Origin of the sequence: Kribbella sp. NPDC056951 (genome assembly GCF_042674205.1) — a bacterium.
In the GTDB taxonomy this organism is placed as follows: domain Bacteria; phylum Actinomycetota; class Actinomycetes; order Propionibacteriales; family Kribbellaceae; genus Kribbella; species Kribbella yunnanensis.
Genome location: NZ_JBHUQZ010000005.1, coordinates 262,766 through 276,350 on the forward strand (window position 1 = coordinate 262,766; position 13,585 = coordinate 276,350).

A 13,585-nucleotide genomic window follows, 5' to 3' on the forward strand; every position below is an offset into this window, starting at 1 on the left:
TGTCTCCTTGGCTATGAACTGGTGGTGCGTCTGGCGAGCCGCTGCTGGAGAAGAACCGCGATCACGATGATCACGCCCTTCGCCACCGACTGGGCGGAGATGCTCAGGTTGTTGAGGGTGAAGACGTTGTTGAGAGTGGTGAAGATCAGTACGCCGATCACAGTGCCGACGATCGTGCCCCGGCCACCGGACAGCAGCGTGCCGCCGATCACCACCGCCGCGATCGCGTCGAGTTCGTACAACTGACCGTGGGTCGAGCTCCCCGTGTTCGTGCGTGCCATCAGCATCACCGCGGCGATCCCGCAGCACAGGCCGGCCAGGACATAGAGCGCCACGGTGTGCCGCTGGACCTTGATACCGGCAAGCCGGGCGGCCTCCGCGTTACCGCCGACGGCGAAGGTACGGCGGCCGAACGTGGTGCGGTTGAGCACCACCCAGCCGGCCGCGGCGACCAGCAGGAAGATCCAGACCAGCACCGGTACGCCGATCAGCGAACCACCGAAGAAGTCCACGAACGAGTTGTCGCTGATGATCTGCGTCCGGCGGTCGGAGATGATCTCGGCCAGACCCCGCGCCGCCGCCAGCATCGCCAGCGTCGCGATGAACGGGACGATCTTGCCGTAGGCGATCAGCAGTCCGTTCACGAGTCCACAGGCGGCACCTACCAGGAGTGCCGTGGAGACCATGAAGATCCAGTGATAGTCCGTCGCCAGCTGCTGGGTCGCCAGCGTGGTCGCCCACACCGAGGACAGCGCGACCATCGCACCGACCGACAAGTCGATACCGCCACCGGTGATGACGAACGTCATGCCGATGCTGACCACCCCGATCACCGCGGCCAGCCGCAGGATCGTCAGCACGTTGGGTCCGGTCGCGAAGGTGTCGCCCGACGTCACCACTCCGACGATGCAGAGCACGACCAGGGCTACCACCAGACCGAGGTTCCGGCCGATTCCAGTGCTCAGCAGACTGCTCGATCGTTGGGCTGTCGGCGGGGCGACCGTCGCTTGCGTCGAAGCTGTTGTGTCCGAAGGTGCCTCACTCACACTGAACTTCCCTCCATCACAAGGTCGAGGACCTGGTGTTCGTCAATCTCTTGCGCGGGCCCCGTGTGGACGGCTCGCCCCTCCCGCAGTACGACGACCCGGTCGGACAGACCGAGGACTTCTTCGACCTCGCTGGAGACCAGCACGATCGCTACGCCACTGGCGGCCAACTTACGGACCAGGGCGTAAATCTCGGACCGAGCGCCGACGTCGACGCCCCGGGTGGGCTCGTCGAGCAGGAGCACTCGGCACTCTCGCAGTAGCCAGCGAGCCAGCACAACCTTTTGCTGATTGCCGCCGGACAGGTTGCGCACCGGCTGATCGACGCCGGACGGGCGGACGTCGAGCGACTCGGCGAGCTGAGTTGCGGCGGCGCGCTCGGCGTGGTTGTTCAGGAACCCGCCGCTGGCGAAGCGCTGCATGGTCGACACGGTGATGTTCTTGTAGACGGCCTCATCCAGGAGCAGCGCCTGACTCTTGCGCTCCTCCGGTGCCAGGCCGACACCCGCCTTCACGGCGGACTGCACCCAGCCGCCGCGCAACTCCGTGCCGTCGACGCGGACTGATCCGGTCGCGGGCCGGCGCGCGCCGTACACGGTCTCGAGGACTTCGGAGCGGCCGGAGCCGACGAGACCTGCGAAGCCGAGGATCTCACCGGCGCGGACGCTGAAGTTGATCCCGGCGAACTCACCCGGGCGGGACAGGTCGGTGACCTCGAGAACGACCGGGGCGGTCGTCGGGATCTCGGCGCGGGGCGGGAAGACGTATTCGATCGAGCGTCCGGTCATCAACCGGATCAGCTCCTTGGTCGGTGTCTCTCGCGCGTCGAGGCCGGTGGCGACGGTGGCGCCGTCCTTGAGAACGGTGACCCGGTCGCCGATCTCGCGGATCTCCTCCAGCCGGTGCGAGATGTAGACGACAGCCACTCCGCGAGCGGTCAGGCCGCGGATCACGCGGAACAGGTTCGAGACCTCTTCGGGATCCAGTACGGCGGAAGGCTCGTCCATCACGATCAGGCGGGCATCCCTGGAGAGCGCTCTCGCCATGCTCACGACCTGCTGACCGGCCGCCGGGAGCGCGCCGACCTCACGCCGTACCGGGATCTCGCCGTGGCCGAGACCCTGGAGGATCTCGCGAGCGCGGGCGGAGGCTTCGTGGCGGCGGCTGAAGCCGAAGCGGGCCGGCTCGTGGCCGAGGAAGATGTTCTCGGCCACGGAGAGTCCGGGGACCAGGTCGAGTTCCTGGTAGATCGCGGCGATCCCGCGCTGGATCGAGGCTGTCGGGCTGTTCAGCTGCACCTCGTCGCCGTTGATCCGGATCGTGCCGGCGTCGGGCTGGTGCGCCCCGGTCAGCACGCGGATCAGGGTGGACTTGCCGGCGCCGTTCTGACCGAGTAGGCAGTGCACCTCCCCGGCGCGCACATCCAGGTCGACCCCGTCCAGGGCCCGGACGCCCGGGAACTCCTTGACGATCCCGGTCATGGTGAGGAGAGCGCTCTCGGTGATCACGCCTCCGTTCTCTGAACTCATGGTGCGACTCCCTGTTCCGTGCGGCCGATCGTGGTGGGGTCGACGAAGACTTGGTCGAGCGCGATCTGCGCGCCGCCGCGAACGGCAGCAGCGAAACCGAGCTCGGAGCGGACCACGCGGCAACCGCCGCCGTCCGGCGCGATCACCCGATCGCGGATGGCTTGTTCGAGTGGCTCCCGCAGCCAGGGGCCGAGAGCCGCGAAGTAGCCGCCGAGCACGAGGACGTCCGGGTTCAGGATGTTCACCAGGACCGCTCCCCCGATCCCCAGCCAGGCGCCGACGTCCTTCAGCGCGGCCAGCGTGCGCTTGTCGCCCTCTTCGGCGCGCTGGGTGATCGCGGCCAGCCGCTGCTCGACATCCAGCGTCGGGTTCCGGACCGGGTCGTCGGCATCGGTTGCCTTGTGCAACAACGCGCTGAGCCCGACCACGGTCTCCCAGCAACCGGTCCGGCCGCAGCCGCAGGTCCGGCCGTCCGGCGCGACCGGCATGTGCCCGACCTCACCGCTGTAACCGCGACCGCCGCGCAGGAGGTGCCCGTTCGACACGACGCCGCCACCGACACCGACCGCGCCAGTCAGCAGAACGAGGTCCTGCACCGGCGACTCCTTGCGCAACTCCGAGTACGCCGCGAGTGCCGCGAGGTTCGCCTCGTTGTCGATCAGCAGCGAGTACGACGGTTCGCCGAGCCGGGACCGCATTTCCGCGGCGACCTCGAGCTCGCCCCAGCCCAGGTTCGGCGCGAGGCTGAGGGTGCCGGTGTCGCCGCGGACCAGACCGGGGACTGCGAGGGTGACGCCGGCGAGTTGGCCGGAGCGCGCTTCCACGGCGGCCAGCACCTCGCGAATCAGGTCGGCCAGGCGATCGAGCGTCGTACCGGGGTCGAGGTGGGCGACGTCCACGGGAACGCGACGCTCGAGAACGCTCTCTCCGGCGAGATCGAGGGCGGTGACGGCGAGGTAGTCGACGTTGATCTCGGCGCCGACGCCGCAGACGCCGCTGCCGTCGAGCTCGACCAGTTGGCCGGGGCGACCGAGGGCGCGGGTGGAGTCGGCGGAGCCTTCGCGGAGCAGGCCGCGCTCGACGAGCTCGGCGACCAAGCTGCTCACGGTCGCCTTGTTCAGGCCGGTGTCGGCGGCGATCCGGGCGCGCGACTTCGGGCCCGATTCGCGGACGTGGCGCAGGACGACCGACAGGTTGTTGCGGCGCAGGGCGACGTGGTCGGCGGCGACCGCGCGATCTCCGGGACGGCGCCCGTGCGTCAGTGTCATGCCACCACCCCCTACCCTGTGAGCCCCATCACAGACTTTGTCTGTTGAGCCAACAAACTAAGTTTCCGCCAGTTTCGCGTCAAGGGGTTGTCACGATCGATTTCTTGCAACACCCTGTTCACAATTTTCACGCACGCCCTCCGACCCCCCGCTCCCGCCCCCAGGAGACCGCCCAATGAAGCTTTCCCGTCGTACCGTGCTCGCTTCCGCCGCCGCCACTGCGGCGGCCGGATCCCTTCCACAGTTGAGTTATGCGGCCAGCCCACCCGGTGACGTCGTCGGCAAGGTGACCGTCGGATACCAGGGCTGGTTCGCTTGCCCCGGTGACGGTGCGCCGATCAACGGCTGGTGGCACTGGAGCCGCAACTGGGGCCAGCCGCCCTCCCCCAGCAACACCGCGATCGTGAGCTGGCCGGACATGCGCGACTACAGCGCGACGTACCAGACGGCGTACGCGAATCTCGGCAACGGACAGCCCGCGCGGCTGTTCTCGTCGTACGACCAGCAGACCGTGAACACGCACTTCCAGTGGATGCAGCAGAACGGCTGCGACACGGCCGCGCTGCAGCGGTTCAACCCGACCGGTGGTGAAGGACCGACCCGGGACGCGATGGCGGCGAAGGTGCGCCAGGCCGCGGAACAGTACGGGCGCAAGTTCTACATCATGTACGACGCGACCGACTGGACGAACATGCAGTCGGAGATGAAGACCGACTGGATCAACAAGATGCGTGCGTACACGTCGTCGTCGGCGTACGCCTTCCAGAACGGCAAACCGGTCGTGTGCATCTGGGGTTTCGGGTTCAACGAGGCCAACAAGGCCTGGCCGGCGTCGGTCTGCCTGGATGTCGTGAACTGGTTCAAAGGCCAGGGCTGCTATGTGATCGGCGGCGTACCGACGCACTGGCGGCCGGGTAACGAGGATTCGCGACCGGGCTACCTCGAGGTGTACCACGCGTTCAACATGCTCTCGCCCTGGATGGTCGGGCGGATCAGCGACGTCGCGGGCGCGGATCACTACTACAACAACGTGAACCAGCAGGATCAGGCCGACTGCAACGCGCACGGCATCGACTATCAGCCGTGCGTGATCCCGGGCGATCTGTCGTCGGGTCATCGGCGGCACGGCGACCTGATGTGGCGGCAGTTCTACAACCTCAAGCGGGTCGGCGTTCAGGGTCTCTACATCTCGATGTTCGACGAGTACAACGAGGGCAACCAGATCGCCAAGACCGCAGAGAGCGCTTCCTGGGTTCCTTCCGGATCTCAGATCCGGGCGCTCGACGAGGACGGTACGGCGTGCACGTCGGACTACTACCTGCGGTTGACCAACGACGGCGGGCGGATGTTCAAAGGCCAGTCCCCGTTGACGCCAACCCGTCCGACCGTGCCGTGGCCGGCCCAGGGCGGCAGCGGCGTGATCTTCTACGAACACGTGGACTATCTCGGCGTCGCCGGCGCAGTCCTTGCCAAGGGCAACTACACCCGGGCGCAACTGGTGGCCGCCGGGGTGCAGGACAACTGGGCGTCGTCGGTGAAGGTTCCGGCGGGCTGGACCGTGACGATCTACGCCGAGGACAACTTCGGCGGCCAGACCTGGGTCCGGACCGCCGATACACCGAACTTCACCACACTGTCACCGAACGCCAACGACCAGTTGACGTCGGTGCGGATCACTTAGAACAGTTCGAGGCTGTCGCCGGCCGCGGTGATGACGGGGTTCTCCAGGTAGAGGCGGCAGGCGATCGCGTGCCCGGCGCAGGTGTGCAGCGCCGGGCCCGCGGCATCGACCACGCGGTAGGCGACCGGATGCTCACAGCGCTCGACAGCGCCTTCGTTCGGCTGGTTGCAGCCGAGGATGTGGCAGCTGACGGTCTCGCCGACGTTCATCAGGGTGAGGCCGTGATCGGGACAGACACCCCAGCCCACACCACAGCTCTCGCCGTCGTTGGCAGCCAGCCTGACCAGGCTTCCGGCGGTCGCCTGAAGCTTGCCGGCCAGGGTGCGGAACGTGCTCGCAGCTTGGTCGAGCTCGCGGCGAAACTCACGCAGGGCAACGGATTCCGGCATTCCGCGGGTCGCGGCGTCGAGGTTCTCCGACAGCGCCATCGCGGCAACCGCGATCTCGTCGACACGGACCGGCGTACTGAACTCGCCCAGCGGTGGAACGTCGACCCGCCCGATCGGCCGCTCCGACCAGTGCGCTTCGGTGACCGGTACGTCGGTCTTCGCCGCGCTCGCCTTGCCGTTCGCCGCCGCGTGACCGTTGGCGTCCTTGCCGTTCTTCCCGGCGGCGTGCTCCTTCTTGCCGTTGGCCTGGTCCTTCATACCGTTGGCCTCGTCCGCCGGAACCCGGCTGTCCTGTGCTGCCCGCCCGTTCATACAGCCTCACTCGTCAAGTGCCTGGCTCGCGCCATGCCCGCCCCCTGGTAGTGCCCCGAACAGTGACCCGTGATGGGCACCGGGGCCGATCGTCCCACGTCATCGTCGCTTCAACCAGAGGAAATCGGCGGGCGTCACCCACCGCTCTTCCTCCTTTGCACACCGCAACGAAAACGGTGGCCCCAGGCCCCTGCTGGTTCCCCGTCCGCGGCGCACACAATCACAACCAGGGGATTCCTCAACGCTGCTTTAACATTTCCGCACGGAGCGTTAGTGAGACCTGTCAGTCCGGTGACTGCGCGTGTGAGATCAATCGCTCGCGGAAGAACTCGACCGTGCGGGCGCGGGCATGGAAGGCCGAGTTCGGCGGGTTCTCCTTGATCTCGCGGGTGAGCACAGAGTGCGCAGACTTGCCGTAGCCCTCCGAGTTGCCGGGGCCGGAGTCGAGCTCGATGACCTCGAAGGCATCGCCCAGCTCGGCGCCCAGCGTGGTGAACCGGTCGGCTGGCGCCATCGGGTCCTTGCTGAACCGCAGGCCGAGCACACACAACCCGTCCGTACGGGTGCGCTCCTTGACCACGTCGAGCTCACGCCGGGACAGCCCCGGGTCGCGGCGCAGTTTGGCCGTCAGCGGCAACGGGACCGACGGCTGGCTCAGCACCGGGGCCCGCACGACATCGTCGACCGCGGTGGCGAGGCCGAAGCCACCGGTGAAGCACATCCCGATGACGCCGACTCCCCGGCCGGGGGTCCGGGCCGCGAGATCGGCGGCAACCGCTCTCAGGAACTGCGTGATCGGTCGTTCCGCGTCGGCCGCGAAAGCCCGGAACTCCTTCGACACACACAGCCGGGAGAGCGTTCCGAGAACATAGAGAGCGCTCTCCGACTTTCCCGGCGTACCGAAGGGTGAGGCGATCACCACGGTGAAACCCTCGCTGACGAGATGTTCGGCGTACCCGAGGACCTCCGGAGTCAGGCCGGGGATCTCCGGGATCACCACGATTCCCGGGCCCTCACCCTTCTCGAAGCAGTCGTAGGTCTGCCCAGCTCCGGTGAACGGCGCACGCCGCCAACCGGCCGCCTCGGGACTCGTTGCCATATCCGCTCCCCTGCATCGATGTAACACCTAGGTCGAAAGGCTTGAGCTCGACACCGGAGAAGCAGTCCACTGGGATACCGACTCTGCCTCCGCCCCCGAGGAAGTGCTCATGTACCGTCCTCTCACCCTACTCACCGGTGCCGCGCTGCTACTCACCGCAGCCACCGCCGTCGGACCGGCTCAGGCCGCACCGGACGAACGGACCATCAGCTATCACGGGTACCAGGTCGCCGTACCGAAGTCGTGGCAGGTCGTCGACCTGTCCAAGGACCCGTCGGCCTGTGTCCGCTTCGACCGCCCGGCGGTCTATCTCGGCCGGCCCGCCGAACAGCAGAACTGCCCGGCCCACCTGGCCGGCCGCACCGCCGGCCTGATCCTGGAACCGCTCTCCGGCGCCGCTCCCCGCGCCGCCGCCGTGGCAACCTCAGCCAGTACGGCGGCCGCTGCGGCGCCGTCGGCCGACAACCAGATCCAGGTCGGTGTCGAGGACGCCGGTGTCCTGGTCACCGCGATCCACGGCGCTGGTGAGGAGTCCTCCGTCCGGCAGATTCTCGGCCGGGGACGGGTCACCTCCAAGGCCGACGCGACAGCCATGGTCCGCCCTCAAAAGACCGCGATGGCACCCGCCGCGTCGATTGTTGCCCCAGGCACCATGATCAACCAGCAGGCGTTCGACCAGTGCACGGCACCGTCGCTGGGCGCCATGAATGCCTGGAAGTCCTCGCCGTTCAAGGCCGTCGGCATCTACATCAGCGGCTCGTCACGCTCCTGCACCCAGGCCAACCTGACCGCCTCGTGGGTCGCGTCGAACGCCGCCAACGGCTGGTCGTTCATCCCGATCGACGTCGGTTATCAGGCCGCCTGCGGGAGCCGGAACCCGAAGATGTCCTTCGACCTGGCCACCGCCCGCTCCCAGGGCTCGAGCTCGGCGAACGTCTCGGCCGACGCGGCGAGCGCGCTCGGGATCGGCCCGGGGAGCGCTCTCTACTCGGACATCGAGGCGTACCCGACCGGCAACGTCGCCTGCCGCGACGCGATCATGTCCTACGTCACCGGCTGGACCGAGACCCTGCACGCCCGCGGCTACCTCAGCGGTGTCTACAGCAGCGCCGGTTCCGGCGGGCGTGACCTGGCCAACTCCGCCGGTGACAGCCGCTGGCTGATGCCCGACCACCTCTGGTTCGCGTGGTGGAACGGCGCCGCCGACACCAACGGCGGTCAGTACATCCCGGCCGGTCTCTGGGTGAACCACCAGCGCCTCCACCAGTACAAGGGCGACCACAACGAGACCTGGGGTGGCGTCACGATCAACATCGACAGCAACTTCCTCGATGTCGCCGGCAACCCGCCGCCCCCGATGGAGGACGGCGTCTACCGGATCAAGGCCGAGGTCGGCGGCTTCGACCTCGACGTCCAGGACTGCCAGTCCCAGAACGGCGCGAACATCCGGATGTGGGACCGCATCCTGACCAGCCCCTGCCAGCAATGGCACATCGTCCGCACCACCGGCAACACCTTCAAGATCCTCGACGGCAACACCGGTAAGGCCCTCAACGTCACCGGCTGCTCCACCGCCGACGTGACGCCGGTCGAGCTCTTCGACGACACCGGTGCCGACTGCCAGACCTGGACCATCGAACCGATCATCGGCGGCGCCTACAAGATCATCGGCACCGGCTCCGGCAAGTCCCTCGACGTGGCAGGCTGCTCCGCCGCCCGAGGCGCCGACGTCATCATCTGGCCCTTCCACGGCGGCTCCTGCCAGCGCTGGTACTTCACCGCCGTCTAGCGAGGAATGAGTTCGACACATCCACCGGCGCGGAGGCTCCGGTACCGGACGGATCAATGCGTTAGGCAATCAATCGCATTGATCCGCCCGGGCAATTCATCACCCCGAATAAATAGCAATACCGGGCCGGAATTCGAACCGCGTCACAGGCCCCAGCCGTAGCGGATCCGATCGCGTCCGGACGCATTGCGGACGGTCAGGTCGAGGTTGGTCCCGCTGCCGCTGAGGGCGAACATCGAGTACCAGTCGAACGCTCCGCCGTCGGTGCGCTTCCCGCCGAGCGCGGGCCAGTAGGTCCCGCCCATCTGGTTGTCCCGCATGACCTGCGTGATCGCACGCACGTAGCGCACGAAGTTGTCGGTGCTGCCCGCGTCGGCGTAGTTGAGTCCGTTCGACATCGGAGCGCCGTACTCGGTCAGGACGGCCCGGGAGCCGCAGTTCCCGAGCCGGGTCTGCGCGTGGTTGCGGAAGCCGTCGTACGTCATCGGGCCGTAGAAGAAGGCGTAGTAGTGGAACGACAGCAGCGTGCCGTTGAAGCGGCTGTCGTTGCAGATGTCGCGGAGGTCCTGGCTGTAGCCGGTGCCGCCGATGAGCACCCGGCTGGGCACTGCCGAGTAGTGATAGCTGAGCCAGTTGGCCGCGACGTTGCGCCAGTCCGCCGAACTGTAGCCATGCGGTTCGTTCATCGGCTCGAAGTAGACGTTGGGGTTGGCGCCATAGGTGTTGGTGACGCGGGACCACATCGTGTTCCAGGCAGCGAGGTTCGTGATCTTGCCACCGGAGGCGGCACCGTCCTCCCAGTACGCGAGGATGACCTTGAACCCGCGGGCGGTCGCGGCGTCGATGGCACCCCGGTAGTTCTCCCACCATGCGGTCCCGACTGTGTGGGTGTTGATCGGCAGCCGCACGGTGTTCACGCCGACGGCCGCCATGTCGTCGTACAGGGCGTTGGCCTTTGCGCGCACGTTCGCGTTGCTGTCGGTCTGACTCAGGCCCGCGATGACCAGCGGGTTCTTGCTGAAGTTGTCGCCCAGTACGGCCCAGTTCATGCCGCGGAACTGATTGGTGGCGGCCTGGGCGGGTGCTGAGGTGGCGGTGATGCCGGCCAAGCTGCACAGCGCCATCACTACCAGCAGGATCGGTCTTGGGAACATGTTCTCGCCTCTCTGAGCCTGGTCGAGCGCATTGTTTCCCGAAATATGATGCGCGGCGGTAAATCCTGTCCACCCGGCGATCAAAGGTGGGCACCAACGTTCAGAACCGAACATCTGCGGGACCGATGGGACCGAAACATTTTTCGAATCTCGCCTTGATAAGACCGAAGCATTGCGCACCGCGCAGCGGGAGGCGTACGGTCTGCGACTAATCGAACCGCTTCGACACCCCTCCGCCCCCGGGAGTCCTCATGGTTCATCGCACCCTGGTGCCGGCCTTCCTGCTGCGGAGCAATCCCATGCCTTCAGCACGAAGGAGAACGCATGTCCCCGCAGCCCCTATCCGTCCGGAAACTACTTCGCAGTGCGCTGGTCCTGCTCACAACCACCAGCGCACTGACCATTCCGCCCGCGATCGCCGCCGACGCTGCCGCCACTACCCTCGGCGCTGCAGCGGCGCAGTCCGGCCGCTACTTCGGCGCCGCCGTCTCCGCGGGCAAGCTCGGTGATACGCAGTACACGACGATCCTCAATCGCGAGTTCGGCTCGATCACCGCCGAGAACGAGATGAAGTGGGACGCCACCGAACCCACCCGGAACAACTTCACCTTCTCCTCGGCCGACCGGATCGCCAACCACGCGCGCTCGCAGAACAAACTGCTCCGCGGCCACACCCTGGTCTGGCACTCGCAACTGCCCGGCTGGGTCAGCGGGATCCGGGACGCGAACACCCTGCGCAGCGTGATGAACAACCACATCACCACCCTGGCAAGCCGGTACCGCGGCCAGATCCACTCCTGGGACGTCGTGAACGAGGCGTTCGCCGACGGCAACAGCGGTGAGCTCCGGTCGTCGGTGTTCCGCGACGTCCTCGGCACCGGCTTCATCGAGGAGGCGTTCCGCACCGCCCGGGCCGCGGATCCGACCGCCAAGCTCTGCTACAACGACTACAACATCGAGGACTGGAACGCGGCCAAGACCCAGGGCGTCTACCGGCTGGTCCGCGATTTCAAGTCCCGTGGCGTGCCGATCGACTGTGTCGGCCTCCAAGCGCACTTCGGAAGTGGTGGCGCGCCAGCCAACTTCCAGACCACGCTCTCCAGCCTTGCTGCGCTCGGGGTCGACGTACAACTGACCGAACTCGACATCGCCCAAGCATCGCCGAACGCGTACGCCGGCACCGTCCGGGCCTGCATGAACGTACCGCGGTGCACCGGCATCACCACCTGGGGTGTGCGTGACAGCGACTCCTGGCGAGGTAGCGAGAACCCGTTGCTGTTCGACCGAAACGGCAACAAGAAGCCGGCGTACGACGCCGTGCTGAACACTCTGAACGCCGTTCCCGGCGGTGGTCCGATCCAGGTCGGAGTCAACTACCGGCTGGTGGCGCAGCACAGCGGCAAGGCGGTAGACATCGCCAACTCGTCCAGCGCGGCCGGAGCCTTGGCGCAGCAGTGGTCGGTCTCCGGTGGGACCAATCAGCAGTTCGACTTTCTGGACGCCGGCGGTGGCTACTTCCGGATCAGGGCACGCCACAGCGGTCTCGTCCTGCAGGTCGCGGGTTCGAACACCGGCGCAGACGTTACGCAACAGGCGGACACGAACGCTACGAGTCAGCAATGGCAGCCGACCGACCACGGCAACGGGGTGGTCAGCCTGATCAACCGGCAGAGCGGCCTCGCGCTGGACGTGTGGTCGGCATCCACCGCAGACGGCGCACGTGTCTCGCAGTGGAACCCGACCGGCAACTCGAACCAGCGCTTCCAGCTCCAGCGCCTCTAGCGGAAGGAGAAACAGATGCACAGCAAGAGACGAAGTACGGCGCTCGCCCTCGCGACAGCACTGATTGCGGGCCTGCTGGCTGTGGTCGGCACGAGTCCGGCGCAAGCGGCCACTGTGGATCCGAACGCGTGGTACGTCCTGGTGAATCGCGCGAGCGGCAAGGCATTGGACATCTCCGGAGCGAGCACCGCGGACGGCGCCGGCGTTCAGCAGTGGGCGCGGCACGACGGGACCAATCAGCAGTTCCAGTTCGTGGACTCCGGTGGCGGGTACTACCGCTTGAAGGCTCGCCACTCCGGCAAGGCGCTCGACGTGTCCAACGCGTCGACCGCGGATGGCGCCGCCGTCGTCCAATGGAGTGATCACAACGGGACGAACCAGCAGTTCCGGTTGGCCGACTCCCCGGACGGCCGGGTCCGGCTGATCAACCGCAACAGCAGCAAAGCACTCGAGGTCCCGAGTGGTTCCAGCGCGGACGGGGCGCAGGTCGTGCAGCGCTCCGACGGTGGCGGGACCAATCAGCAGTGGCAGCTGGTCGCGATCGGCAGCAATCCCGGTGGATCGTTGCCGTCCACTTTCCAATGGTCGTCCAGTGGCGTGCTCGCCGGTCCGAAGGCCGACGCACAACATCCCGACCGTTACTCCGTCAAGGATTTCTCGGTGGTTCGGCACAACAACCAGTGGCTCATCTATGCCACGACTGCAGGATCGTCCGGTTGGGGTCTGGTGAACTTCAACTTCGGCGATTGGTCGCAGGCAGCCGCCGCGCCACACACCTATCTGGACACGGCCTCCGCGATCGGACCCGGTTACCGGGCCGCACCGCAGCTGTTCCACTTCGCTCCGAAGAACCTGTGGTACCTGGTCTATCAGACCGCGCCGCCGACGTACTCGACCAGCACCAACCCCGCCGATCCGCGGTCCTGGTCGGCCCCGCGCACCTTCATCGCGCAGGAGCCGGACATCGTCAAGCAGAACAAGGGCGACGGAACCTGGATCGACTTCTGGGTCATCTGCGACGCCGCGAACTGCTTCTTGTTCTTCAGTGACGACAACGGCCACATCTACCGGGCGCAGACCACATTGGCCAACTTCCCCAACGGGTTCGGCAACACCCAGATCGTGTTGTCGGACTCCAAGTTCAACTTGTTCGAGGCAACCAATGTGTACAAGGTTGCCGGGGCCAACCAATACCTGCTGATCCAGGAAGCGATCGGCAGCTCCGGCCGGCGGTACTTCCGGTCCTACGTCTCCGGCAGCCTCACCGGCAACTGGACTCCACTGGCGGCCACGGAGAACCAACCCTTTGCCGGCCGCAACAATGTCTCGTTCCCGAACGGCGCCTGGACCCAGGACATCAGCCACGGCGAGTTGGTCCGCGCGAACAACGACCAGACGCTGACCATCGATCCCTGCCGGCTGCAGTACGTCTACCAGGGCCAGGATCCGGGTGCCGGTGGCGACTATCTGAAGCTGCCTTGGCGGATGGGCCTGCTCACCCAAACGAATTCGTCCTGCTGACAGGAGGAGAACATC

10 protein-coding genes are annotated in these 13,585 nt (G+C 66.7%); 4 read left to right on the plus strand and 6 right to left on the minus strand.

Going from position 1 to position 13,585, the window contains the following annotated elements:
• Positions 1 to 11: 11 nt before the first annotated feature.
• Genes ACFTSF_RS21970 through ACFTSF_RS21980 form a run of 3 tightly spaced genes read right to left on the minus strand, consistent with a single transcriptional unit; the run spans position 12 to position 3,843 of the window.
• Positions 12 to 1,046, minus strand: a complete 1,035-nt coding sequence (locus ACFTSF_RS21970) for an ABC transporter permease (protein ID WP_380155550.1) — start codon at positions 1,044 to 1,046, stop codon at positions 12 to 14.
• Positions 1,043 to 2,575 carry a sugar ABC transporter ATP-binding protein gene (locus ACFTSF_RS21975; protein ID WP_380155552.1) on the minus strand — a complete coding sequence of 511 codons (1,533 nt, stop codon included), beginning with the start codon at positions 2,573 to 2,575 and terminating at the stop codon, positions 1,043 to 1,045. Before ACFTSF_RS21975 ends, ACFTSF_RS21970 begins: the two co-directional genes overlap by 4 nt.
• Complete coding sequence (locus ACFTSF_RS21980; RefSeq protein WP_380155554.1) at positions 2,572 to 3,843, minus strand: ROK family protein; 1,272 nt, start codon at positions 3,841 to 3,843, stop codon at positions 2,572 to 2,574. The genes ACFTSF_RS21975 and ACFTSF_RS21980 overlap by 4 nt, the downstream gene beginning before the upstream one ends.
• A gap of 175 nt (positions 3,844 to 4,018) precedes the next feature.
• Here ACFTSF_RS21980 and ACFTSF_RS21985 point away from each other — a divergent pair, with 175 nt between their 5' ends.
• Complete coding sequence (locus ACFTSF_RS21985) at positions 4,019 to 5,524, plus strand: glycoside hydrolase family 71/99-like protein (RefSeq protein ID WP_380155555.1); 1,506 nt, start codon at positions 4,019 to 4,021, stop codon at positions 5,522 to 5,524.
• On the opposite strand, the gene ACFTSF_RS21990 is transcribed toward ACFTSF_RS21985, so the two are convergent.
• Together ACFTSF_RS21990 and ACFTSF_RS21995 are read right to left on the minus strand one after the other, a co-directional pair.
• Positions 5,521 to 6,225, minus strand: coding sequence for a hypothetical protein (locus ACFTSF_RS21990; RefSeq protein WP_380155556.1), 705 nt, complete (start codon positions 6,223 to 6,225; stop codon positions 5,521 to 5,523). The two genes, ACFTSF_RS21985 and ACFTSF_RS21990, sit on opposite strands and share 4 nt — an antisense overlap.
• 283 nt (positions 6,226 to 6,508) lie before the next feature.
• Positions 6,509 to 7,324, minus strand: a complete 816-nt coding sequence (locus ACFTSF_RS21995) for a dienelactone hydrolase family protein (RefSeq protein WP_380155558.1) — start codon at positions 7,322 to 7,324, stop codon at positions 6,509 to 6,511.
• 109 nt (positions 7,325 to 7,433) lie between these two features.
• Between ACFTSF_RS21995 and ACFTSF_RS22000 the strand changes: the two genes are divergently transcribed.
• Positions 7,434 to 9,113 (plus strand): glycoside hydrolase domain-containing protein, encoded by a 1,680-nt coding sequence (locus ACFTSF_RS22000; protein WP_380155560.1) that lies wholly within the window; start codon positions 7,434 to 7,436, stop codon positions 9,111 to 9,113.
• A 143-nt stretch (positions 9,114 to 9,256) separates the two neighbouring features.
• Here the strand turns inward: ACFTSF_RS22000 and ACFTSF_RS22005 are convergent, their stop codons facing one another.
• Positions 9,257 to 10,267, minus strand: coding sequence for a glycoside hydrolase family 5 protein (locus ACFTSF_RS22005; protein WP_380155561.1), 1,011 nt, complete (start codon positions 10,265 to 10,267; stop codon positions 9,257 to 9,259).
• A gap of 324 nt (positions 10,268 to 10,591) precedes the next feature.
• On the opposite strand from ACFTSF_RS22005, the gene ACFTSF_RS22010 reads away from it, so the two are divergent.
• Complete coding sequence (locus ACFTSF_RS22010) at positions 10,592 to 12,049, plus strand: endo-1,4-beta-xylanase (protein ID WP_380155562.1); 1,458 nt, start codon at positions 10,592 to 10,594, stop codon at positions 12,047 to 12,049.
• 15 nt (positions 12,050 to 12,064) lie between these two features.
• The gene (locus tag ACFTSF_RS22015; protein ID WP_380155564.1) at positions 12,065 to 13,570 is read left to right on the plus strand and encodes a non-reducing end alpha-L-arabinofuranosidase family hydrolase; all 1,506 of its coding nucleotides are present in this window, start codon (positions 12,065 to 12,067) and stop codon (positions 13,568 to 13,570) included.
• Positions 13,571 to 13,585 lie beyond the last annotated feature (15 nt).

What these genes read in the sequence shown, in the direction of transcription:
- ACFTSF_RS21990 (WP_380155556.1), bottom strand. Translation starts at nt 6,225, where the DNA reads ATGAACGGGCGGGCAGCACAGGACAGCCGGGTTCCGGCGGACGAGGCC.
- ACFTSF_RS22015 (WP_380155564.1), top strand. Translation starts at nt 12,065, where the DNA reads ATGCACAGCAAGAGACGAAGTACGGCGCTCGCCCTCGCGACAGCACTG.
- ACFTSF_RS22005 (WP_380155561.1), bottom strand. Translation starts at nt 10,267, where the DNA reads ATGTTCCCAAGACCGATCCTGCTGGTAGTGATGGCGCTGTGCAGCTTG.
- ACFTSF_RS22000 (WP_380155560.1), top strand. Translation starts at nt 7,434, where the DNA reads ATGTACCGTCCTCTCACCCTACTCACCGGTGCCGCGCTGCTACTCACC.
- ACFTSF_RS22010 (WP_380155562.1), top strand. Translation starts at nt 10,592, where the DNA reads ATGTCCCCGCAGCCCCTATCCGTCCGGAAACTACTTCGCAGTGCGCTG.
- ACFTSF_RS21995 (WP_380155558.1), bottom strand. Translation starts at nt 7,324, where the DNA reads ATGGCAACGAGTCCCGAGGCGGCCGGTTGGCGGCGTGCGCCGTTCACC.
- ACFTSF_RS21985 (WP_380155555.1), top strand. Translation starts at nt 4,019, where the DNA reads ATGAAGCTTTCCCGTCGTACCGTGCTCGCTTCCGCCGCCGCCACTGCG.
- ACFTSF_RS21975 (WP_380155552.1), bottom strand. Translation starts at nt 2,575, where the DNA reads ATGAGTTCAGAGAACGGAGGCGTGATCACCGAGAGCGCTCTCCTCACC.
- ACFTSF_RS21980 (WP_380155554.1), bottom strand. Translation starts at nt 3,843, where the DNA reads ATGACACTGACGCACGGGCGCCGTCCCGGAGATCGCGCGGTCGCCGCC.